This is a genomic window from Chryseobacterium sp. Leaf394, assembly GCF_001424105.1.
GTDB lineage: Bacteria > Bacteroidota > Bacteroidia > Flavobacteriales > Weeksellaceae > Chryseobacterium.
In genome coordinates this window covers 235,256-259,585 of the sequence record NZ_LMQH01000012.1, presented here as the reverse complement: position 1 = coordinate 259,585, position 24,330 = coordinate 235,256, and the positions used below count along the sequence as shown (strand labels likewise).

Sequence of the window (24,330 nt, the reverse complement as noted above, 5' to 3'; positions counted from 1 at the left end):
CTTTAAGTTATTGTTCTGTGGGATTTAGAATAAGATTTTATCCTCTCTCCTCAATTCCTCCAGATATTTAATTTTATCATCACGGTAGAATAAATTCATCGTCTCAAACGGAATCATTTTTAAATCTTTATTCACAATGTGCACACAGGATTTTTTGATAGCCCGGACATCAAAGTCATGGGCATCCATAAAATTCATAATGATGATTCTGAAAAGATTATCATAATCCAAATTCGGAGCTGAAACTTCTGGCAGACAACACAATAACTGGTTTACTTTAGGCTGAACTTTATCCACAGAAATACCGGTACTGAAAATATCCAGAAGCTGCATCTGTAACCCTTGATCCTGTTCGTAAACAATAGTGTTTTTAGTTTCATTATTCAGCAGATCAGCAGGATTAATGTATCGAGTTAAAGGAATCGTCTCACCTTCGAGCTTTAAAATATAACCCATGGCCAAAGAATCGGGATTACACGGAACAGGAATAATATCATCTCCATTCAGCAGCGGAAACTGATTTAAGATTTCCTGACGGACTTCAGTTAACGTAATTTTTTCGTGCGCTGAATCTTCACGGTTTCTTCCGGCAACCTCAACGGGCTGAAAGGTAATTCCGCGGACGCATTTCTGCTTTAAAGCAAAATCAATCAGCTTCCCAATCTCATCAATATTTTTTCCTTTCTGAAGAACAATCACGAGCGTTGTGGAAAGATTTAACTCATTCAATTTCTCCAAAGCTTTCATTCGGACGTTCGTGAGATCTTTTCCTCTGAAATCTTCCAGAACTTCAGGCTTAAAAGAATCAAACTGAAGATAAATTTCAAATTCCGGAGCGTAAGTCGCCAGCTTTTCTGCGAAACCGGGATCATTCGCGATACGGATTCCGTTTGTATTGAGCATCAAATGTTTAATGGGTTTCGTTTTGGCGATATCCATTATTTTAAAAAATTCAGGATGTATCGTTGGCTCGCCACCGCTGATCTGCACGACATCAGGCTCGCCTTCATTTCTGACAATCGTGTCAAACATCGCTTCGATCTGCTCCAAACTACGGTGACTTCCGTAATGCGGTGAAGACATCGCGTAACAGGTCGGACACGTCAGATTACACCGGTCGGTAACCTCAACAATCGACAGACAGCTGTGCTGCTCATGATCTACGCACAATCCGCAGTCGTAAGGGCAGCCATATTCCACATCTGTTCCGAAGTGAACAGGCATTTCTGATGCTTTGTTGTAGTTTCTGATATTTTTATAGTAATCAACATCCGAAGCGATCATTGTTTTGAAAAAGCCGTGATCCGGACATCTTTTGGTCATAAAAACCGCTTCATCTTCAATGATAATCTTCGCTCCTACCCTTTTCAGACATTCGGGACAAAGGCTTATTGTATAATCGTAATAGGTATAATTTCTTACAGGCATAATTTTTTATTTAAAGTACTCCGCCACAGACCATTCCGCTTATAATCAGAATAAGAAGGGCTGCTATTGCAATAGTCTGCCAAAACTGCTTTGAAGAAAATTCTTGCTTTCTCCAATGAAAAATAACTTTTGTAATTTTTGCAATGACAAAAGATATGAAAAAAACGATGGCTCCTCCCATCAAAAGAAGCATCAAAATTCCAAAGATGATTTCCATTTAAATTTTTTACATTCCTCCACAAACAGCTCCGCTTATCAATCCGCAAATCAGCATTGAAATAAGTACGGTTGTCCAAAACTGGCTTTTAGAAAATTTTCGTCCGTCTTTACTTTCGTAAATAAGTTTTGCAAAAACGGCAACGACCAATGATACAACGAAAGCTACAGCAAGAATCATCAGAATGATCATGGCAACCAATCCTTCTAAACCACCAACTTCCAGGAGTGTCAGCATTTTCATAATGTAACTGTGTTTTTAGGTTTAATTAAATTTCTTTCCGTTTTTAATACATAAATATAATAAATAATCATTAAAAGACAGACCAGTTGAATCGTTCCGAGATTTCCGATGATGACAATTTTAGGTTTAATAAAATCTAAAAGAAATCTGAATGAAAAATAACTCAGCATAAACATTTTAAAGAGAAATCCGGAAACATATTTGTTTTTCCGGGCAATCATCTTCAGTTCGAACCAAAGAAAAAGTAAAAATGCGATCTCATACAGGGCTACAGGATGTCTCAGATATTCATCACCGAGATGCATTCCGAAAATTGAGGTTGTTGGTAAGCCATAGGTTTCTTCATGAACGCCTGTCAGAAAACAGCCGATTCTTCCGATGATCATGGCTAACATTAAGGGATAAACAATTAAATCTCCTGTACTTTCTTTATGACCAACGATTTTTTTTGCCAGTTCCACTCCAATCAAACCAAACGCCAAACCACCGACGATGGTGTTATTGGTCCAGAATCTTTTAAAATTAAAATCACTGAAAAAAACGTGAGGATTTTCAAGATTTCCGATGAGTTTTGAGCCAATCAGAGCGCCTGCAGTTGCACCGATCAAAACCGCTGCAGAAGTGTTGAAAGACAGTTTTTCGGATGATTTTCTTTTCAGATAAAAATAAAAACGCATTCCGAGAAAAATCCCTACCGTTTCAAACACGGGATGTGCCAGAATTGTTTTGCCAAAAATCTGAAAAGTAACAGGGAAATCCATCTTACCAAAAGTAGTATATTTAAGGTAAATTATTAATTTTAATATTTAAATAAAAATAAATTTCACCAAAATGCGAATAGAAAATGATATAAAACTGGGTTTTAAAGACGTTATGTTCAGACCGAAGCGTTCAACCTTAAAATCCCGCTCAGAAGTTGATCTGGAAAGAGAATTTACCTTTCTTCACACCCAAAAAAAATGGAAAGGAACCCCAATTATCGCTGCGAATATGGATACGGTGGGCACTTTTGAAATGGCTGTGGAGCTGGCAAAAGACAAAATTACCACTGCGGTACACAAACATTACACCGTCGAAGAGTGGTCAGAATTCCTTGAAAATCAAGATACAAGCATTCATCAGTACATTGCATTAAGTACCGGAACAGGGAAAGCTGACGAGGAAAAAATTAAAAAAATTCTTGATAAGCATCCGCAGATTGAATTTCTGTGTATTGATGTCGCCAACGGATATTCAGAACACTTTGTGCAGTTTGTAAAGAAAGCAAGACAGGATTTTCCTGATAAAATCATTATTGCAGGTAATGTAGTGACTGGTGAAATGGTGGAAGAACTGCTTTTGGTAGGTGCAGACATCATCAAAGTAGGAATCGGGCCGGGATCGGTCTGTACTACGAGAGTGAAAACCGGTGTTGGTTATCCCCAACTTTCCGCTATAATTGAATGTTCTGATGCCGCTCACGGTTTGAAAGGTCATATCATCGCAGACGGTGGCTGCAAAGTTCCGGGTGACGTTGCCAAAGCTTTTGGCGGCGGAGCTGATTTTGTAATGCTCGGAGGAATGCTTGCCGGACATGAAGAAAGTGGTGGCGAAATGATAGAAGAAGACGGTAAGAAATTCAAACTTTTTTATGGAATGAGTTCTAAAACAGCAATGGATAAACACGCCGGAGGTGTCGCCGAATACCGTGCCTCAGAAGGCAAGACTGTGAAGATAAAATACAAAGGAAATGTATCTGAAACCGTAAAGGATATTTTGGGCGGAGTGAGATCAACATGCACTTATGTGGGCGCTTCAACGCTCAAAGAATTGTCAAAAAGGACGACATTTATCAGGGTTCAGGAGCAGGAAAATCAGGTTTTTAATGATTAAATTCTGAAAAATCAGCATTAATTATAAAGTTAATATGTACTTTAATACTATCTTCAAACCCTCATCAGTAAAGCATTTATAAAAGTAGAGGGCTACTTGAGGGCCGGATTTTTTGCCCTTTTTGATATTTATCCATCTATTTGCATCATCAAATCAGTGAAAACTGAATGATACACAAATGATGGAGAACAACAAGCTCCGGATACTTTTTCTTTTGGAATAAAGTATTCGGATTTTTCATGTTTTTAAATTTGAATTTGCAGATGAAAATCACAGTTATCAAAACTGTATTTCTTTGTAAAAATAAAGTGCATGCTCAAAAGATCTTCTGACTTTTCTCCTATTTTTTCTGCAGAACCTTATTCTCAATTTACTCTGGAGATTTTCTGTCTTTAAAAATTTATTCTTTAAATCCGCAATTGCAGGAATAAATTACCACCCCATACATTGACGCTTTTATTTTCAGAAAAAAATTTCATTTTAGAATATTTAGCCATAATTAATTATGATCACTTTTCTTTAAAAAAGAAAATCGAGCATCTTTCCAACTATTTCAGACTTTCCGAAAAAAATCTCTAACTTTATACTACAATCAGTGAATAAGGCATAATTATTTATACCTAAATTAAAATTAATCCGGACAAAAACAGGTCCTTATCAACTGTCAAACTAATAACGTGATCTTTATTTGACAGTAAAATCTAAAGGTTGGAACTCAATTTGTTTATGCGATTGACTAATTTAATTATTTAAAAATCAGTATTAAAAAATGGATTATAAAAAATCCTTTCATAACATATTTTACATTTTTCTATTTCTGTGGAGCGGATTTTTATTTTCCCAAAAAAATGAAAAACAAAATCATATTGATCAGCTGATTAATACAACCAATCAACTGTATCTGGACGGTAAAACTGAAAATTTTCTGGCAACGTCAAAAGAAATTATTTCGCTGTCTGAAAGTATGAAGTACGAGAAAGGCATTGCTTATGGTTACTACTATTTATCCGCATATTACTATGACATCGCTGAGTTCAGAGAGAGCATTCATCAGGTAAAAAAAGCGCAGGAATTTAAAGATTATCTGTCAAAAGATAAAACGCTGGCAGCCAGAATTTCGGCCATGCTTGGAGGAAATTACCTGCTTTTGGAGCTGTACACACTGTCTTCAAAAAATTACAGAAACGCACTCAGAGTCTTAGCAGGAAAATCCGGAAAAAACACCATAGATTCACTTACAGAGAGTTCGGCTTACTCGAATCTGAGTTACCTTTTTCATAATATTAACCTGCAGGATTCCATGTATTTTTATCTGAATAAGGAAAATTCGATCCTGAAAAAGATTAAATTTAAAGATTCATACGTCGAAAAAGGATGCTCATGTTTAGGCTTTGGAAACTACCATTCTACCCAAAATAAAACTGATTCTGCGGTATATTATTACAATAAATCTTTAGCTTTTTTTGAGGGTAAAAAACATCCATGCAAAATAGAATCCCTGATTGGCCTCGGCAATCTTCTCACTCAACAACATGACTACCAAAAAGCACATGAATATTATAATTCCGCTCTTCAGAACTTCGAAAACAACAGCTTTCCGGACATCCAGAGTGAACTGTACAAAAAAATTTCAGAACTTTATATAGCGCAAGGCAACGCAACAGAAGGAAAAAAATATCAGGATTTGTACCTCACATCACATAAAAAGCTTGATTCTCAAAAGAAAAAAGAACGGGATTTTGCCCTGAATGAGGCAATGAACGAAGAGAAAGCATTGCACGAGGCAGAGGATAAGAAAAATCGGAAAATTACCTTTATAATAGTTTTTGTATTAATCCTAATCACTCTTTTTATTATTTATTTGCTGAAAAAATCAAAATCAAAAAACGAGAAAGTATTAGAAATTACAAAAAAATTACAGACTGAAAAAGTAATCACAGAAAGGGAAAAAGACAGTTTGAAACTGCAGCTGAGCGATGCTTACGAAGAAGTACGGAAACTGGCCAGAGAAAACAGTCCTGAATTTTTCATCAGATTTCAGGAAGTTTATCCACATTTCAGAATAAAAATGCTGGAAATCAATCCTAAATTTAAGGTTTCTGAACTTACTTTCGGTGCTTATATTTATTTGGGTTATAACACAAAGGAAATTGCAGATTATACTTTTAAGGCAGTAAAAACAATTGAAAATAACCGGTATAATTTCAGAAAAAAACTGGGGATTTCTCCCGATAAAGATCTGTCGGTCTGGCTGAGGAATTTTATCGATTCTGAGTAGAAAAAATCCCTTTCACCAAGTTGATAAAAGGGATTGTATTTTTGATCAAATCTTTCTTACGTTAACATTCCACCGTCAACATTCAGAACCTGACCGGAAATATAAGAAGACATTTCGCTACCGAAGAAAACGCACGCATTGGCTACATCTTCCGGCTGTCCGCCTCTCTTCAACGGAATTCCGTCTCTCCAGCCCTGAACGGTTTTTTCATCAAGAGCTGCAGTCATTTCAGTTTCGATAAATCCTGGAGCAATGGCATTGCAACGGATGTTTCTTGAGCCCAGTTCTAAAGCGATAGATTTTGTGAAACCAATAACTCCTGCTTTAGAAGCGGCATAATTTGCCTGTCCTGCGTTACCTTTCACACCAACTACAGAAGTCATGTTGATGATAGAGCCAGATTTAGCCTTCATCATCGGTTTAATCACCGCTTTGGTAAGGTTGAATACAGAATCTAAATTTACTTTGATAATCGTGTCCCAATCGTCTTTAGACATTCTCATCAGCAGATTATCTTTGGTGATCCCTGCGTTGTTGATCAAAATGTCGATTTTACCAAACTCCGCCATCACATCTTCTACCAGTTTCTGTGCAGCATCATAATCTGATGCATCAGACTGATAACCTTTAATCTGAGTAACAGAACTTAAAGCAGTTTCCAATTCTTTCGCTTTTTCTACAGATCCGGCATAGGTAAAAGCTACTTTCGCTCCCTGCTGAGCAAAAATTTCAGCAATTCCCTTCCCGATTCCTCTTGTAGCTCCGGTAATTAGTGCTACTTTTCCTTCTAATAGTTTCATTATAGTAATATTATTTTTCTAAGTTTTTGTATTTATTTGTGGAAGTTTTCTGTGTGGGTTCTTCCTCCGTACCGGCCGCGTTATTCACAATCAGAACAATTTCTCCTTTTAAAGTTTTGCTTTTGGAAAATTCAATTAATTCATTGATTGTCCCCCGCTTAGTTTCTTCAAATTTTTTCGAAATCTCTCTGCTTAAACTTGCTCTCGTCTCTTCACCGAAAAATTCTTTTATCTGTTCTAAAGTCGTATTGATTTTATGCGGACTTTCGTACAGAACAATTGTTTTTTTCTCCTCTGCCAATTGTTTTAACTTGGTCTGTCTTCCTTTTTTCTGTGGAAGAAAACCGGCAAACAGAAATTCATTATTCGGCAGACCAGACACCACAAGGGCTGGAATTAAAGCCGTCGCACCGGGCAAACAAATCATTTCAATATTGTGATCTGATCCTGCTTTTGCCAAAAGATATCCGGGATCTGAAATCCCCGGTGTTCCTGCATCGGTTATAATCGCAATATTCTGACCGTTTGTAAGGTCTGCAATTACTTTTTCTGTGGCCTGATGCTCATTGTGAAGATGATAGGATTTTAAAGGTTTCGATATTTCATAATGTTTCAGTAAAATTCCCGAGGTTCGGGTATCTTCACACAAAATATAATCTACGTCCTTCAGTGTCTTGATTGCTCTGAAAGTCATATCCTCAAGGTTCCCGACCGGTGTGGGAACAAAATACAGTATTCCGCTCAAAACTAAAGGAATTTATTTTCTACCAATACCCAAAGTCTTTGGGCATATTCATCTACTTTCTCCCACTTTTTGTCGTAATATAGCTCGCTCAGATATTCTTTAGCTTCATCAATATTTTTGCATCTGTTCAGTACAGAAACGGCATTATTAAGATCTGTCTGGCTTCCACCGAAAAGTACCTTAGTAAATGCAAGTCTGTCATTCAGATCTAGTCTGAATTCAGGTTTTGGTTTTTCAGCTTCCATAAAATCTGTCGGCATATTCGCTTTAAGCAAGCTTCCGGTATCTTCTTTTACAACAGGTTTTACCTCAGTCTGCTCAGGTTTCTGTTCAGGAATTTCTCTCTCCAAAGGATCGTCATCAAACAGAGTCTGGATATTTTTCAGTCCTCTGATGTTGGCCAGTTTTATTTTCTTTTCCTGACGGTAAGCTTCTATATTCTCAAAACTTTCATCGGAACGGAGATTTTCGTTTACCGTTTCAGATTGAGGTTGATCAATGTCAACAATTCTTCTGCGGTCAGATTCTTCAGGTTTTGCTTCAATCTCAGCTTTTTCCAAAACCTGATCATCTCTTTTAATTTCACTTAAAATAGATTCTACATTTGAACTTTCTGTAATGATTTCATCCTGTCCATGATTCAGGCTTGAAACGTATTCATTTTCAGTCTCTTCAATCAAAATGTCATCTTCATTCTGTTCGGTCGCAAAAATGTCGTGAATGGTATGTTTTTCCGTTTTAGGAGCTTCAGAAATTTCGTTTTCTTCAGCATTTATTTCATTTAACTGATCATTAAAAACCTCTTCTTCCTCAGTAACTTCCTCTTCAAAAATTTCTTCATTGATATCGTCATCGTTATCCGGCTCAGAATTTTCCAGAATCCTGTCTTCATCTACAAAACTGAGAACACGATCGGTATTTTCAGCTTCCTCGTCCTCATCAATTTCATTCAGCTGATTGTTGAAAACAGCTTCTTCTTCGAGTTGTAGATGATCTGAAATTTCGTCCGAAACAAAATTTACATCTGCTTCCGGCTCGTTTTCTTCAACTGAGTTGACAATATTTTCATGGAAATCACTTTCAATAATTTCATTTAACTGATTATTGAAAATGGCTTCTTCTTCCTCAACTTCAGACTGCGTTTCAGGCTCAGTGAAAGCTTCGTTTCCGATTTCATTGAGCTGGTTATTGAAAATCGCTTCTTCCTCCGTGACAGGATCAGGCATCAGTAAATCTTCTGCCGGCTGCGTTGAAAAATCAGGGGTTTCCTGGTTATCATTTTTGATATTTTTATCCAACAATTTTAAAAAAGCAATTTTTTCGGCCAAATCTTCTAACAGATTGTGCTTCGAAATCAGTTCGTCAACATTGTTTATTCCACCCAAAATATCGATGATATTTCTGGATTCAAAAAAAATCTTATCCTTTAAATCTTGAATGTTCTGCATCGTAGATTCTTATTAAAATTGCTTACTTTTGATGTTAAAATATTACGGCTAATTTAACAAATGTTTTTAGAAAATACAATTAATCATTCCAAACAGAGCGGTTGGATGGAAGTTATTTGTGGCTCAATGTTTTCCGGAAAAACCGAAGAGTTGATCCGAAGGCTGAGAAGAGCAGAAATGGCGGGACAGAATGTGGAAATTTTTAAACCTAAAACCGATACCCGGTATTCTGATGAAGATGTCGTTTCGCACAACAAAAATAAAATCCGCAGCACAGCAGTACAGAATCCTGATGAAATTATTCTTCTCGGATCAAATTGCGATGTAGTGGGAATTGATGAAGCTCAGTTTTTTGATGAAAGCATTGTGGAAGTTGCCAATCAGCTCGCAAACAGTGGAATACGTGTTGTGATCGCTGGTTTGGATATGGATTTTCTGGGAAGACCTTTCGGACCGATGCCCAACTTGATGGCGACTGCAGAATATGTCACAAAAGTACATGCAATCTGCCGTAGAACAGGGAATCTTGCCAATTATTCGATGAGAACATCAGAAGGTAAAAATCTGGTGGAGCTCGGAGAAACAGAATCTTATGATGCCGTGAGCAGAAGAGTTTTTGTAGAAGAGGTTCTTGAGAAGATAAATAATGTTTAATTTAGTTTGATATAAAAATTAGGCTAATACTATAATTAAAATCTGATTTTGAAATTTTTAATTACTATTTCAAACTTTTCGCATTGGCGATAATCAAAATAACAAATATTAAAGACAGCAGATAAGCAGAAAGGCACCAATGAATTATACCGCAGGACAAATCGCAGAAATAACCAATGCAAAAGTAATTGGCGATAAAAATGTAATGATCAAAAACATCGCTTTTGACAGCAGGATCATTTATTCAACAAAAAATACTGCGTTTATAGCCATCAACACGGGTAAAAATTCCGGTGAAAAATTTATAGAATCTGTTGTCGACAGAGGGATTAATGTGATCATTTCCGAACATCAATATCCTCAGTTTGAAAATATTAACTGGATTTTAGTGGAAAATTCAGTAGAATTTCTGCAGAAATTGGCAAAATATCATTTTGAAAATTCTCATCTTAAATCAATTGGAATTACGGGAAGTAATGGTAAAACTATTTTAAAAGAATGGCTTTATCAATGTCTCTGGAATGAATTCCCGACTGTAAAGAGTCCAAAAAGTTTTAATTCTCAAATCGGATTACCACTTTCTCTGCTTCAGATCAATAATTCTCACGAGCTCGGAATTTTCGAAGTCGGAATTTCCAAACCCAATGAAATGGAAAAACTGGAAGATATTTTCCAGCCACAAATTGGTTTACTCACGCATATCGGAACGGCTCATCTTGCCAATTTCGAGTCTGAAGAAGAATTAATTAACGAAAAAATTAAGCTTTTCAAAAATTCAGAAGTAATTATTTACAATGGAGACAATGAATTGGTTAACAAAAAGATAAATGATTTATATTCAGGTAAAAAATTAATTTCTTACGGCTTTAAAGTAGAAAATCAGGTTAATTTTAAAAGCAATATTTCCAGGGATGAAAATGTGGTAGTGAAATACTTCGGTGAAGAAATCTCATTCCCCGTTCATCAGCGGGACGAAGCAACATTAACTAATGCTCTGGCACTGATAACAGTCCTAAAAGAATTAGGAGTAGAAAATCAAAAAATCATCGAAAAAATCAACGCTCTGAAAGCCGTTGAAATGCGTCTGGAAGCTATTGAAGGACAGAAGAACAATATCGTCATCAATGATTCTTTTAATCTCGATTTGGATTCTTTAAAAACTGCCCTTCAGTTTCTTAATGAATATAAAAAATCCAGGAAATCTTTGGTTCTTACTGATATTGTTGGTGTCAATTCAAATTCAAAAGAGCTGTATGAAGAAGTTTCAGAATTGGTGAACGAGCAAAATTTTGATTCAGTTTTTCTGATCGGGAGTGAAATATCAAATTTTAGTGATTTATTTAAATCTAAAACCTTTACTTTTATTAATACTCAGGAATTAATTGACAGTAAACATCTTACGGAAATTGAGAATCAGATTATTCTGCTTAAAGGAGCAAGAAAATTTGAGATTGAAAAAGTAAAAGATCTTCTCGAACTTCGCAAACACGACACAGTTCTTGAAATCAACTTAAATGCACTGCTGCACAATATCAATTACCATAAATCACTTTTAAAACCTGCCACAAAAATGATGGCTATGGTAAAAGCAAACGCTTATGGTTTAGGAAGTTACGAAATTTCAGAATTTCTGCAGCACCATCACATTGATTATCTTGGTGTAGCTTTCGTAGATGAAGGTGTTGAGTTGCGAAAAAAAGGAATCACTGTGCCAATCGTTGTGATGAATCCCGAGCAGCACAGCTACGAAACCGTTATACAGTACAATCTTGAGCCGGAAATTTACAGCTTTCGTGTTTTGGAACTTTTCTATGAAGCGGTTCAGAAATCAGGTTATGACAAAGAGTATCCCATCCACATCAAACTGGAAACCGGAATGCACAGACTTGGTTTTAAAGAGCACGAACTGGATGAACTGATTCAAATTTTGAGTAAAATAAATGTCAGGGTTCAAAGTATTTTCAGCCATCTTTCGTCTTCAGATATACCAACTGAGAAAGATTTTACGTTGAATCAGTTAGATACATTTGAAAAAAACTCAGGTTATTTGATAGAAAAACTAGGCTACGCACCTATGCGGCATATTTTAAATTCATCGGGAATAACCAATTATACCGGTCATCAATATGACATGGTAAGAATCGGCATCGGAATGCTTGGAGAATCACCAAACAGTGATATACAGAAACAGTTACAGTCTGTTGTCAGTTTTAAAACGGTTATTTCCCAAATTTCATTGGTAGAAAACGGAGAATCAGTGGGTTACAGCAGAAGATTTAAAGCTGATAAACCTTTAAAAATAGCCACAATTCCTGTGGGATATGCAGACGGAATTCCAAGATTAATTGGAAATGAGATTGGAAACGTAGGTATTAATAAAACTTTAGCTCCGATTGTCGGCAGTATTTGCATGGACATGATGATGATTAATGTAGATCATATTCCAAATGTGAAAGAAGGCGATACTGTCACGGTTTTTAATGCAAAACCAAGCCTGAAAGAATTCGCAGAATACTGCAAAACCATCACTTACGAAGTATTAACGTCCATTTCACCCCGCGTAAAACGGATTTATGTAAAAGATTAACTATGAGAAAACTCCTGATTCTTTTATTCGCACTTCAGCTGCTTCTGATTCAATCTCAAGTAAAAGAAAATTTGAAGATTCCTAAAAATCCAAAGATAGGACTTTCTCTTGCAGGTGGCGGAGCGAAAGGATTTTCTCATGTCGGCGTTCTTAAGGTACTGGATTCTTTGGGAGTAAAAGTTGATTACATCGCAGGAACCAGCATGGGTGCCATTGTGGGTGGTTTGTACGCGTCAGGATATTCCGGAAAGGAAATTGAAAAAATCGTGATGGATACGGATTTTTATTCTTTAATCAGAGATCCTAAATCCAGAAAAGAAAGTACTTTTTTTAATAAATCTGTTGACAAATATTTATTTTCAATTCCTTTACAGGACGGGAAAATTACCCTTCCCTCTTCCATCAGCTCCGGACAGAAAAATGTTTACCTTCTAAAAGAGTTATTTAAGAACGTTTCCAACGTCAATGATTTTTCCAAGCTTCCTATTCCCTTCCTCTGCGTTGCCACCAATCTTGAAAGCGGAAATATGGAGATTTTTGAAAAGGGAGATCTTGTACAGTCGATCATGGCGAGTTCAGCATTTCCTACTTTAATGGATCCTGTAAAAATCGGAGACAGTATTTATATTGATGGAGCGATGACGGTTAATTACCCTTCAAAACCATTAAAAGATAAAGGAATTGATATTGTCATCGGCGTAGATCTGAACCAGGATCTTTCAAAAAGAGAGGATTTAAATAATATTATTTCAATTTTAAATCAGGTGATTGATTTTGGGATTCAAAAAGATACCAGAAGACAGTACAAACATACAGACATCAACATCAAACCGAATCTAACCGGAATGACAGCTACAAGCTACGACGACAAGAAGAAAATTCTTGACAGCGGCTATGTGGAAGGGCAAAAATACGCTGCAATATTGGATCAGCTGCCAAAACGAGAATTTGACCGCCTTAGACAGGCCGTAAATCCAATCTATTCTAATGTTTATAAGATAGACAGCATTTCAATTGATGGAGGGAGAATTTACGGTAAAAACTATGTTCTTGGGAAAATGGGGCTCCGTCTCCCATCGATGCAGACCTATGGAAGTATTAACCGTGGTTTGGATAAATTGGTTGCGACGAACAATTACCGATTCATCAACTATGATATCGTTACTGAAAACAATATTAATTATCTTAAATTATATGTCACCGAAGATGAATCAAGACATTTCTTAAAGTTTGGACTTCACTATGATGAAATTTTTAAAACCGGACTTTTACTTAATTATTCCGCTAAAAGACTCTTATTTAAAAATTCAAATCTTTCATTGGATGTGATTGTCGGAGACAGACCCAGATACTATTTAAATTATTTTATTGATAACGGATATATTCCAGGATTTGGTATCTACTCTTCCGGGATGAGTTTCGATATCAAAGGAAATGACAACATTAATATTGACAAATGGGAGTGGCTCAGAAATGAAGCGTATATCCAATCGGTGTGGAAAGATAAATTTGCAATTGGAGCTGGCATCAGTCACGATTATTTCGAAGCGGAAATGAACGGTTTAAATAAAAGATATAACCGCTTTCTCAATCCGTATGTATTTCTGAAAAGCGATACGCAGAATGACCGCGATTTTCCCACCAAAGGATTTTATTTAAACGCAGAAGGTAAAGTTATTGATCTGCTTAAATCTGAAGTGGACAAAAGAGTTGTTCAGGTGAAAGCTGACATCAGGATCAATATTCCACTCTCCAGACAGTTCAGCTATCACCTGAATTTATACGGCGGAATTACCATTGGCGACAATCTTCCAAATTTTTATCAGTACAGATTGGGAGGAATCTTCGAACAGAATGTGGTTAATTTTAAAACTTTCAATGGTTTCTATTTCGCACAGTTGAACAGTAACAATGTCGCTTTAATTTCAAATGATGTTCAGTATAACTTTAAGAAAAACTTTTTCCTAAGCGGAAACTTTTCTTTTGCCAACCTTTCAGACGATATCACGTTTGAAGATGCAGTAAAAGTAAACTACAGTTCAGTTGGTGCAAGTATTGGCTACAAATCTCCTTTTGGCCAGATAAGATTTAATTTCGGTCATTCACTTAAAAATAATCAAAAAGGCATATTCAGTGTCATTCTGGGACACTGGTTTTAAAAATCATGATACAATTCTTTTACGAAAACTTACCTGAAACTGTTAATACAAAATATATAAGCTGGCTGGAAGATATCATTCTTTCTGAAGGAAAAAAGCTTGGAGAAATTAACTACATCTTCTGTGACGACGAATATTTGCTGAAAGTAAATCAGGATTATTTACAGCACGATTACTACACAGATATCATTACATTCGACTATGTAAAAGGCAAAACCATAAGCGGTGAGATTTTCGTATCTTTGCAGCGCATTTCAGACAACGCTTCTACTCTATCCAAAAATTTTGAAGAAGAACTGCGCAGAGTTTTGGCTCACGGTGTTCTGCATCTTTCGGGATATAAAGATAAGTCGGAAGAAGAGGAACTATTAATGCGAAGCAAAGAAGATTTTTATTTAGCAAAATTTTAAGTATTATTTAGGAGCTTATTCCCGGTCAACACACTCGCTTTTTTTCTTTTTCCAAAGAAAAAAGAGCTCAGACAAATGCTGCGATCGGGGCTAAATAGCGTCTCACAGCTTATTTAAGACTGTTTATTAAGATAATGTTTCACGTGAAACATTTATAGAAAAAATTAAAATTTAAAGCTTAAAACAAGCAATAAAGAAATGATTTCAGAAATATATGATGTAATTGTAGTAGGTGCCGGTCACGCAGGGTGTGAAGCCGCAGCTGCTGCCGCGAACTTAGGTTCAAAAACATTGCTGGTTACAATGAATATGCAGACCATCGGACAGATGAGTTGCAACCCGGCAATGGGAGGAATTGCAAAAGGACAGATCGTAAGAGAAATCGATGCGATGGGTGGATACTCAGGAATTATTGCGGACAAATCTGCAATCCAGTTTAAGATGCTGAATCTTTCAAAAGGTCCGGCAATGTGGTCTCCGAGAACTCAGAATGACAGAATGCTTTTCGCTGAAGAATGGCGTCTTGCACTGGAAAATACTCCAAATCTGGATTTTTTCCAGGATATGGTTAAGAGTCTTATTATTGAAAATAACAAAGCTGTAGGAGTTATAACCTCTTTGGGCATTGAAATCAGATCAAAGTCTGTTGTCCTTACAAATGGCACATTTTTGAACGGTTTGATCCACGTTGGAGACAAGCAGTTAGGAGGAGGAAGAATGGGTGAACCGAGAGCATTCGGAATTACTGAGCAATTGGTTTCTCTAGGTTTTGAAGCAGGCAGAATGAAGACGGGTACTCCTGCGAGAGTGGATGGTAGAAGTCTTGATTACTCTAAAATGGAAGAACAGAAAGGAGATGAAAATCCTCAAAAATTCAGCTATTTAAATTCTCCTAAATTAACCAAACAGTTAAGCTGTCATATTGTTTATACCAATGAAACTGTACACGACATTCTGCGTGAAGGTTTTGACAGAAGTCCTATGTTCAATGGTACTATTCAGAGTTTAGGACCAAGATACTGCCCAAGTATTGAAGATAAAATAAACCGTTTTGCAGAACGTACACGACACCAGCTTTTCGTAGAACCAGAAGGTTGGAGAACTGTTGAAATTTATGTGAATGGTTTCAGTTCTTCCTTACCAGAAGATGTTCAGATAAAAGCAATGAAACATATCCCTGGATTTGAAAATGTGAAAGTATTCAGACCGGGCTATGCTATTGAATATGACTACTTCCCTCCTACTCAGTTAAAGCATACCTTAGAAACAAAACTGGTTGATAATTTATATTTTGCCGGCCAGATTAATGGTACTACAGGTTACGAAGAAGCAGGCGGACAAGGCTTAATGGCTGGTATAAATGCTCATAACAAAGTTCATGAGAAGGATGAGTTCATTCTCAACAGAGATGAAGCTTATATCGGTGTTTTAATCGATGACTTAATCACAAAAGGCACTGAAGAACCCTACAGAATGTTTACTTCAAGAGCAGAATACAGATTACTTTTAAGACAGGATAATGCAGATATCAGATTGACAGAAAAAGCATATGAATTAGGCCTTGCAAAAGAGGACAGACTGAGAAAAGTTGAGGAAAAAATCACTAAAAGTCAGGAACTTGAAGCGTATTTGAGAGAAACTTCTTTAAAACCTGGAATCATCAACCCAATTTTAGAAAGTATTGAAAGTAATCCTGTGGATCAGGCATATAGGGCTTCTCAATTTCTTACCAGACCTAATATTACACTGGAAAAACTGGATGAGATTGATTCCATAAGAGAATTCACTTCTCAGTATAGCGACGAAGTAAGAGAACAGGCAGAGGTAAACATCAAGTACAAAGGCTATATCGAAAAGGAAAAAGAAAATGTTGCTAAACTAAATCGGCTGGAAAATGTAAAGATTCCCGAGGATTTTGATTACATAAAAATATCAAGTCTTTCTGCAGAGGCGAAACAAAAAATGAATAAAGTACGTCCTAAAACTTTAGCGCAAGCCGGAAGAATAAGTGGTGTTTCTCCTGCTGATATCAATGTTTTGATGGTGTATTTAGGAAGATAAATCAGATATGTTTCACGTGAAACATTTAAAATAAACAAGGGTATTTAGAGGCGTAAAACACTTTTCTGAATACCTTTATTTTTAAAATAGAATAATCAAAATGAAAATTAAAGATCATTTTCTGTCTCAGGAAATATTTGAAATTGTAGAAACAGATACTAAGGGAGTTTTTAAAACCTCCCCTATTCCATCCAATATTTCGAAATATTATGAAAGTGAAGATTATATTTCGCATCATCAGGATTCTGGAAGTTTAAAGGAGAAACTTTATAAATTTCTACAGTCATTCAATCTACAATATAAAAAAACAATCCTTTTAGACCGAATTAAGAAAGGCTCAAAAGTTCTTGATTACGGTTGCGGAGCTGGTGAATTTGTAAGATATATTGAAAATGACTTTATAACTTTTGGATTTGAACCTGACTCTGACGCGAGGAATGCTGCACGTCAAAAGATATCAAAGGCGAAAATTTTAGATCATCTTAATACGATTGAAGATCAAAGTCTGGATGCGATAACGCTTTGGCATGTTTTCGAGCATGTAGAAAATCAAGATGAAATGCTTGAAATATTTAACAGTAAATTAAAGGAAAAAGGTCTGCTGATTATTGCTGTTCCCAACCCTACATCTTTTGATGCTAAACATTATAAAGAATACTGGGCAGCGTACGATGTGCCCAGACATATATATCACTTTTCTAAAAATGGAATGGAAAATTTGATTTCTAAAAAACCAAACTGGAAGATGAGAAAAATTAAACCACTGATCTTAGATTCATATTATATCTCGATGTTGAGCGAAAAATATAAGAAATCACCGCTTTTTTGGCTTAAAGCAATGATCTTTGGAACGATTTCTAACATAAAGGCTCTTTTTTCGAACGAATTTTCAAGTTTGATATACTTAATCGAAAAAAAGTAAAAAATCGATTTTTAAGCTATTTCTGAAAGTCAATTTTCAGCATTTTAGCGCAAAAAAGACAAAAACTCAGAAAAATCTTCTGAGTTTTTTATTTTCATCCTACTCTAAATCGACTAAAATTGCATATTCAATTTCAATTTAATTTCTAACTTCATTTTTTCGAAAACACAATCTAAAATACAAATCCGAAAACAGGAAGAAATTTTTTCATGTCTTTTCTACAATTATCTTTCACTGTGTTCATTTTCAAAAACTGAATATCCATTGCAAAAAAATAAATAGAAAAAATAACTTTACACATTTTTAGATTACAATTTTTGAGAATTATAAAAAATCACCTGAGAGACGAAAAATATAGATCAAATACAATACAAAAGGCAAGATTGACAAAAGATACATAAAACTACTTTTTGCATCAGAAAATTAATCTTCAAAAGATAAATTTCAACAGAAACCAGCCTTTTCAAGCCTTAATTTTAAATACGATATTACGAGTCGCGGATTTTGACTTTTAAGAAAATATACCTATTTCTGAAAGTCATTTTTTGAGGAATTTCAAGAAAAATCAATTACGCACTTTTGTACAAAAAAGGTCTGGCAGAAAATCTGCCAGACCCGAATATTTTTAAAAAACAAATTCTTACTTATTTATTGCCGCAACTCCGGGAAGTTCCAAACCTTCCAGACTTTCTAGCATTGCACCACCACCGGTAGAAACATAACTTACTTTTTCACCATAACCAAACTGCTTAACGAAAGCAACACTGTCTCCTCCTCCGACTAATGAGAAAGCTCCCAAATTCGTTGCTTCTGCAATACTGTCTCCCAAAGCTACAGTTCCGGCTGAGAAATTTGACATTTCGAAAACTCCGATCGGACCATTCCAGAGAATCGTTTTTGAATTCAGTAACACATCATTGAACTGATCTCTTGATTTCGGACCGGCATCCAATCCCATCCATCCTTCAGGAATTTCATAAATATTTACTTCCTGTGTATCAGCATCATTACTGAAACTTTCAGCAATTACGGTATCTGAAGGAAGATAAACTTTCACATTATGTTCTTTTGCTTTGCCTATAATTTCAAGTGCAAGGGACAGTTTATCTTCTTCAACCAGTGAAGTTCCAATTTTGCCACCAAGTGCTTTAATAAATGTAAATGCCATTCCACCACCAATGATTAAATTATCAACTGCAGGCAAAATATTTTCTATAATGGTAATTTTAGTTGAAACTTTAGAGCCTCCAAGTATCGCTGTAACTGGCTTTTCTCCGCTTTTTAAAACCTTATCGATTGCCTTAAGCTCATCAGCCATCAGTAAACCGAAAAATTTAGTTGATTCAAAAAATTTGGCAATCACAGCTGTAGAAGCATGAGCTCTGTGCGCTGTACCGAAGGCATCATTCACATAAGCATCTCCTAATTTAGAAAGCTTTTCAGCAAACGCCTCATCACCTTTCTCTTCTTCACTGTGAAACCGTAAATTTTCCAGTAAAAGAATTTCTCCGGCTTTCAGTTCAGAAGCAGCCTGTTCAGCCTTTTCTCCAACACATTCTTCCACGAATTTTACTTCTTTGCCAAGAACTTCTGAAACTTCATCAACAATATGTTTCAAAGAAAACTCATCTTTAACTTCTCCCTTTGGTCTGCCTAAGTGAGCCATTAAAATTACAGAACCTCCATCATTCAAAATCTTATCAACTGTAGGTTTTACAGCAACAATTCTTGTGTTATCGGTCACCTTCAGCTGGTCATCCTGTGGAACATTAAAATCTACTCTTACCAGAGCTTTTTTGTCTTTAAAATCGAAATCTTTGATTGTTTTCATATTGTATATTTAATATTTTTCCAAAGTCGTGAGCAATCGCTATTCCACATTTAGTTTCCGCAAGAAACCAAATCCCGAAATGACTTATTCAGACTTAATTTTTCGCAAATGGCCGTTTCCATCAGCACGGATGGATCATTCAAACTCAGGTCGGAATCACTTGCTTTCTTTAAATTTCTGTTTCACAAATGTAAGATTTTAAAGTCTCGCAAAAAATCTAAACTTTTAAAAGTTTTCAAAATTTTCCGCACAATCCACCATTCACTAATCAACACTATTTTCTTTTTTTTAATAAAGAAAGAATGAATACTGTTGTTGAGTGTTGTGAGTTTAGGGGATAACTTTAAAGCAAATACTTCATAACACGCAGTTTTAATTTAATTCATATTTAATTCACAAAGTAAAACGCTGTAGTTCTGATTTTTCTGTTACTTACCAACAAATATGGATAACTTTTCCACGATACCGTTTATGAATAACCGGTTTATGGAGAAACTTCAGAAATGTCTGAGGAAAGTTTTTGAAAATTTGTGCCCGAATATTTGGAGGCAACTTTCATTAGTTAATTTTTGGTGAGAAAAAAAGTTTAATTTCAACAAAGTTTTCCACAGTTATTCACAATGATGCTAACACTCATTCGACGGGAAACTAACAATTGAGATTTAATACTTAAATTTGAACATTCAAAAAAACTGATGTGATGAATAAATTTTATCTGTTTGGTCTTTCATTATTTTCTATTTCGGTTTACTGTCAGAAGCCTGTCTTTGCTGAAGCTGAGCTGAAAACCGCGACAGTATATGAACAGTCTGGAGAGCTTTTTTCGACGACCTCTTTTAAAATTCCAAAAGGTAGTTCGGAGATTATTATTACAAATATTGCTGAAAACATTGATCAGAATTCCATTAAACTGGGAAGTAAAAATAAAATCTCGATTCTCACCTACCGTTTTTCTAATGATGAAGAGATGTACGCGGTTGCTTTAGATAAGAAAAACCCGCAGCATAAGGTTGTTTTAGACAGTATTGATCTGGTTAGGAAGCAAATCAGTAATTTAAATCTTCAAAGAAACGCTCTTACAAAAAGCCTTGAAATTTTAGATATCAATCAAACCATTAATTCAGGTTCTACCTCTTATGCTTCTGAGGTTTCAAAATTGTTGAAATACAACCAGAAGAAAAGATTTGAGTTGGGTAAAGAACTTGAAAATAATCAGGAAATCAGTAACAAGTGGCTTGAGAAACTGTCCACCCTGCAGAAGAAATTTAATCTTAATAATCAGGAAAGAGAAAATTATCCAAAAGGAAAACTCATTCTTCAGGTTTCTTCCGAAGCCAGTGAAAATGTGAATATGGATATAAAATACAACGTTTATAATGCTTCCTGGAGACCTTATTATGACGTTATTGCCAATGGTTTGGGAGGAAAAATAAATTTAGGATATAAGGCGATGATCCGCCAAAACTCAGGTTTGGACTGGAAAAATGTGAAATTGAATTTAATTTCAGGAAATCCTAACCAACGCAGAGTGATGCCTGAGCTTGGGATTTGGCAACTGTACTATCAGCCTCAGGAAGATAGAACAAATGTAGCTACCATGTTGCAGGGAAAAGTTCCCGGAGTTTCTATCAGAGGAAATTCCTCCGCTTCGGTGTCCGAAATTTCTGAAGTGCTTGTAACCGGACCGAGAAATGTAGTTTCTCAAAATCAGTTGAATTTAAGCTACGAGCTGGAAGATAAATTCACCATTTTATCTAATAACAAAGATAACAGCATCAATTTAAATTCCACAGATATCGCTGCAAACTTTATTTATTCTGCGGTGCCAAAATATTCCAATTCTGCATTTTTAGTTGCTGAAATTGAAAATTTAGACAAGTATAATTTGATTCCTGCCGAAGCAAATATTGTTTTCGAAGACACGAATGTTGGCAAAACCGTCATCAACCCGGAAACTACCGACAGTAAAATGATTCTGACCTTAGGTGAAGACCGGAGAATCAGCATTAAAAGGCAGCCGGTGAAAGATAAAACGTTCACAAAAAGTATTTCTTCAACGAATAAAGAACAGCAGTTTGCGTTTGAAATTACGGTGAGAAACAACAAAAGTGAAAAGATAAAAATCAAACTGAAAGACCAGATTCCAATCACCACAGATAAACAGATTATCATCACAATGGTAGATAAAGGAAATGGTGAATATGATGAGAAGACAGGAATTCTGACCTGGAATGTATCTTTAAATGCTAATGAAACTCAGAAAATCAATTTCTCATATAAAGTTAATTCTTTAAAAGGCAGTGATTTGAGAGGTTTATAAACTAAAAATAAATTTAAAATCTAATATAAAAGTAAAATGAAAAGAAAAATCGCAATTGCCGGAGACCACGCCGGTTTTGAGTACAAGGAAATTCTGAAAAAACATCTCGAAGAGCAGTTTGAAGTTCAGGATTTCGGAACTTTTTCTACAGATTCTGTGGATTATCCGGATTTTGTACATCCCGCAGCAACCTCCATTGAAAACGGAGAAAACGAATTGGGAATTTTAATCTGTGGAAGCGGAAACGGTGTGCAGATTACAGCCAACAAACATCAGAAAATCAGATGTGCACTTTGCTGGATGCCGGAAATTGCTGAGCTGGCTAGACAGCACAACGATGCGAATATGATTTCGATTCCTGCGAGATTTATTGCAAAAGAAGTGGCGATAGAAATTGCAAATAAGTTTCTTAATACGCCTTTTGAAGGTGGAAGACACCAGAACAGGGTAGATAAAATCGCAGTTTGCTAAAAATATAAAGGCTTGTAATTCAGTTTGCAAGCCTTATTTATTTTTTATTTTATATATTTGCAGAGTCCAATGGTAATTACTCGACTGTTGATTCCTCCTAAAATTTCAGATATTTTTAAAAAGATTATCAGAAAATTTTCCCCACTCTTCTCCATATTTGTTTAAATTTATAGAATAAAAGTAATCTCACATTATTTCTATGACCGAAACCGAATTACATAATTTTTTGAAGAAAAACTATCCAAAAGAAAATGAAAACTGCGAATGGAAAGAATTTAAGACTTTAAAACATTCCGTATCTGCTCGAGCTGGAGAAGATATAATCTCTTATATTTCAGGTATTTCCAATTCTGGTGGTGGAATATTAGTAATAGGAATCGAAGATAAAACATTACAGATAATTGGTATTCAAGATTTTCACGATTATACAATTGATAATATTAAATTCAGAGTTTTAGGTAATTTAACACATTTTGATTCTGAGGGATTTAAAATTGAAGAAATTTTAACTTCAGACTCAGGAAAAGTAATATGGATTTTTAACATTCCGAAGCATCCATTCAGACAATGTGTTTTTGCTCATAAAAAAGCATGGCAGCGGATTGGCGAAAATCTAATTGAAATCAGAGATGAAAAAAAAGAAGTCATAATTCATGAAAATACACTTGTTGAAGACTGGTCAAAAGAAATTATTTACGATGCTGATATTAACGATTTAGATGAAAATGCGTTAAAAAAAGCCAGAGAAGAATTTATAAAAAGAAATCCTAAATACAGTGACGAGATTTCGTTTTGGGATGATATAAAATTTCTCAATAAAGCTAAACTTACGATTAAAGGAAAAATTACCCGTACCTGCTTTATTCTTTTAGGAAAAGAAGAGGAAGAACATTTTCTCGACTCTGCAGTAAAAATTAGATGGAATCTTAAAACAGTTGATAATCAAGATAAAGATTTTGAAATATTTTCAATTCCTGTAATACTGTCTGTAGACGAAGTTTACAGGAAAATCAGAAACCTTAAGTACAGATACTTACGGGAGGGAACACTTTTTCCAGATGAAGTTTTGAGATATGATCCTTTCGTAATAAGAGAGCCATTGAATAATGCTATTGCCCATCAAGATTACAGTAAAAAATCACGTATTAATGTAGTAGAGTTTGAGGATGACAATTTGGTATTTTCAAATTATGGTACATTTCTTCCTAATTCCGTAGAAGATGTTGTATTAAAAGATACTCCAGAAGAATCTTATAGAAATCCTTTTCTCGTCGAAGCAATGAGAAACCTTGGAATGATTGAAACACAAGGTGGCGGTATCAGGAAGGTTTTTAATTTTCAAAAGCAGAGATTTTTTCCTTTGCCTGAATATGATTTTTCTGATAGAAAAGTGAAAGTTACAATTATTGGGAAGGTTATTAATGAAGATTTTGCTAAAATTCTCATCAAAAATCCTGAAATTAACTTAGAAGATACTTTGATATTAGATAGGGTTCAGAAGAAAAAGGAACTTACAGACAGTGAATTTAATTACTTAAAGAAGAAAAAATTTATTGAAGGCCGGAAAGGAAGTAATTATATTTCTTATAATGCTATTGAACCAACAAAAAATAAAGATCTTTTAGCTGATTATATAAATAACAGAAGCTTAGATGATAGACATTTTAAAGAATTAATTTTAGAATTTATTTCAAAATCTGGTAAAGCTAAAAGGAAAGATATAGATAATTTCATTATTCCCAAATTATCTTCTGCTCTAACAGATTATAAGAAAAAAAATAAGGTTACAAATCTACTTTCTGCTATGAGAGTAGAAGGAAAAATTGAAAGCTGTGAATATGGTACGTGGAATTTAAAATAACGATAGTAATAAGTTTTAAACAA

Annotated in this window: 19 protein-coding genes; 11 read left to right on the top strand and 8 right to left on the bottom strand. The window is 35.2% G+C overall.

The window, feature by feature from the left end:
- Positions 1-24: 24 nt before the first annotated feature.
- Genes ASG21_RS16655 through ASG21_RS16640 form a run of 4 tightly spaced genes read right to left on the bottom strand, consistent with a single transcriptional unit; the run spans position 25 to position 2,649 of the window.
- Positions 25-1,428: a radical SAM protein gene (locus tag ASG21_RS16655; RefSeq protein ID WP_056083153.1), complete on the bottom strand. Its 1,404-nt coding sequence runs from the start codon at positions 1,426-1,428 to the stop codon at positions 25-27.
- Between the two features lie 10 nt (positions 1,429-1,438).
- On the bottom strand, positions 1,439-1,645 hold the full coding sequence (locus ASG21_RS16650) for a hypothetical protein (RefSeq protein ID WP_056083150.1): 207 nt from the start codon (positions 1,643-1,645) through the stop codon (positions 1,439-1,441).
- A gap of 9 nt (positions 1,646-1,654) precedes the next feature.
- Positions 1,655-1,888, bottom strand: a complete 234-nt coding sequence (locus ASG21_RS16645; RefSeq protein ID WP_056083147.1) for a hypothetical protein — start codon at positions 1,886-1,888, stop codon at positions 1,655-1,657.
- Entirely contained in the window at positions 1,885-2,649 is a 765-nt protein-coding gene (locus ASG21_RS16640) for a prolipoprotein diacylglyceryl transferase family protein (RefSeq protein WP_056083143.1), read from the bottom strand. Before ASG21_RS16640 ends, ASG21_RS16645 begins: the two co-directional genes overlap by 4 nt.
- Before the next feature lie 70 nt (positions 2,650-2,719).
- On the opposite strand from ASG21_RS16640, the gene ASG21_RS16635 reads away from it, so the two are divergent.
- Positions 2,720-3,760, top strand: a complete 1,041-nt coding sequence (locus ASG21_RS16635) for a GMP reductase (RefSeq protein ID WP_056083139.1) — start codon at positions 2,720-2,722, stop codon at positions 3,758-3,760.
- Between the two features lie 769 nt (positions 3,761-4,529).
- Complete coding sequence (locus ASG21_RS16630) at positions 4,530-6,038, top strand: tetratricopeptide repeat protein (protein ID WP_056083136.1); 1,509 nt, start codon at positions 4,530-4,532, stop codon at positions 6,036-6,038.
- A 56-nt stretch (positions 6,039-6,094) separates the two neighbouring features.
- On the opposite strand, the gene fabG is transcribed toward ASG21_RS16630, so the two are convergent.
- From fabG to ASG21_RS16615, 3 genes are read right to left on the bottom strand one after another with little or no spacing between them, the layout of a single operon-like run.
- Complete coding sequence (gene fabG, locus ASG21_RS16625; RefSeq protein WP_056083134.1) at positions 6,095-6,838, bottom strand: 3-oxoacyl-[acyl-carrier-protein] reductase; 744 nt, start codon at positions 6,836-6,838, stop codon at positions 6,095-6,097.
- A gap of 10 nt (positions 6,839-6,848) precedes the next feature.
- Positions 6,849-7,583 carry a 16S rRNA (cytidine(1402)-2'-O)-methyltransferase gene (gene rsmI, locus ASG21_RS16620; RefSeq protein WP_056083131.1) on the bottom strand — a complete coding sequence of 245 codons (735 nt, stop codon included), beginning with the start codon at positions 7,581-7,583 and terminating at the stop codon, positions 6,849-6,851.
- Between the two features lie 2 nt (positions 7,584-7,585).
- Positions 7,586-9,031, bottom strand: coding sequence for a hypothetical protein (locus ASG21_RS16615; protein WP_056083128.1), 1,446 nt, complete (start codon positions 9,029-9,031; stop codon positions 7,586-7,588).
- A gap of 60 nt (positions 9,032-9,091) precedes the next feature.
- On the opposite strand from ASG21_RS16615, the gene ASG21_RS16610 reads away from it, so the two are divergent.
- The 6 genes from ASG21_RS16610 (at position 9,092) to ASG21_RS16585 (ending at position 17,824) form a co-directional block, all read left to right on the top strand.
- Positions 9,092-9,685, top strand: coding sequence for a thymidine kinase (locus tag ASG21_RS16610; RefSeq protein ID WP_056083125.1), 594 nt, complete (start codon positions 9,092-9,094; stop codon positions 9,683-9,685).
- A gap of 139 nt (positions 9,686-9,824) precedes the next feature.
- The gene (locus ASG21_RS16605) at positions 9,825-12,272 is read left to right on the top strand and encodes a bifunctional UDP-N-acetylmuramoyl-tripeptide:D-alanyl-D-alanine ligase/alanine racemase (protein WP_056083123.1); all 2,448 of its coding nucleotides are present in this window, start codon (positions 9,825-9,827) and stop codon (positions 12,270-12,272) included.
- 2 nt (positions 12,273-12,274) lie between these two features.
- Positions 12,275-14,431 (top strand): patatin-like phospholipase family protein, encoded by a 2,157-nt coding sequence (locus ASG21_RS16600; protein ID WP_056083119.1) that lies wholly within the window; start codon positions 12,275-12,277, stop codon positions 14,429-14,431.
- A 5-nt stretch (positions 14,432-14,436) separates the two neighbouring features.
- Entirely contained in the window at positions 14,437-14,841 is a 405-nt protein-coding gene (gene ybeY, locus ASG21_RS16595) for an rRNA maturation RNase YbeY (RefSeq protein WP_056083116.1), read from the top strand.
- Positions 14,842-15,039: 198 nt separating this feature from the next.
- Entirely contained in the window at positions 15,040-16,902 is a 1,863-nt protein-coding gene (mnmG, locus tag ASG21_RS16590) for a tRNA uridine-5-carboxymethylaminomethyl(34) synthesis enzyme MnmG (protein WP_056083114.1), read from the top strand.
- Between the two features lie 100 nt (positions 16,903-17,002).
- On the top strand, positions 17,003-17,824 hold the full coding sequence (locus ASG21_RS16585) for a class I SAM-dependent methyltransferase (protein ID WP_056083111.1): 822 nt from the start codon (positions 17,003-17,005) through the stop codon (positions 17,822-17,824).
- Positions 17,825-18,464: 640 nt separating this feature from the next.
- Here the strand turns inward: ASG21_RS16585 and ASG21_RS16580 are convergent.
- Complete coding sequence (locus ASG21_RS16580; RefSeq protein WP_056083108.1) at positions 18,465-19,655, bottom strand: phosphoglycerate kinase; 1,191 nt, start codon at positions 19,653-19,655, stop codon at positions 18,465-18,467.
- Between the two features lie 700 nt (positions 19,656-20,355).
- Here ASG21_RS16580 and ASG21_RS16570 point away from each other — a divergent pair.
- From ASG21_RS16570 to ASG21_RS16560, 3 genes are all read left to right on the top strand, one after another.
- Entirely contained in the window at positions 20,356-21,975 is a 1,620-nt protein-coding gene (locus tag ASG21_RS16570) for a DUF4139 domain-containing protein (RefSeq protein WP_056083102.1), read from the top strand.
- 36 nt (positions 21,976-22,011) lie between these two features.
- A complete protein-coding gene (gene rpiB / locus ASG21_RS16565) occupies positions 22,012-22,446 on the top strand; it encodes a ribose 5-phosphate isomerase B (RefSeq protein WP_056083099.1) in 435 nt (144 codons plus the stop codon).
- 199 nt (positions 22,447-22,645) lie between these two features.
- Positions 22,646-24,307, top strand: a complete 1,662-nt coding sequence (locus ASG21_RS16560; RefSeq protein ID WP_056083095.1) for an ATP-binding protein — start codon at positions 22,646-22,648, stop codon at positions 24,305-24,307.
- The last annotated feature ends 23 nt before the right edge of the window (positions 24,308-24,330 follow it).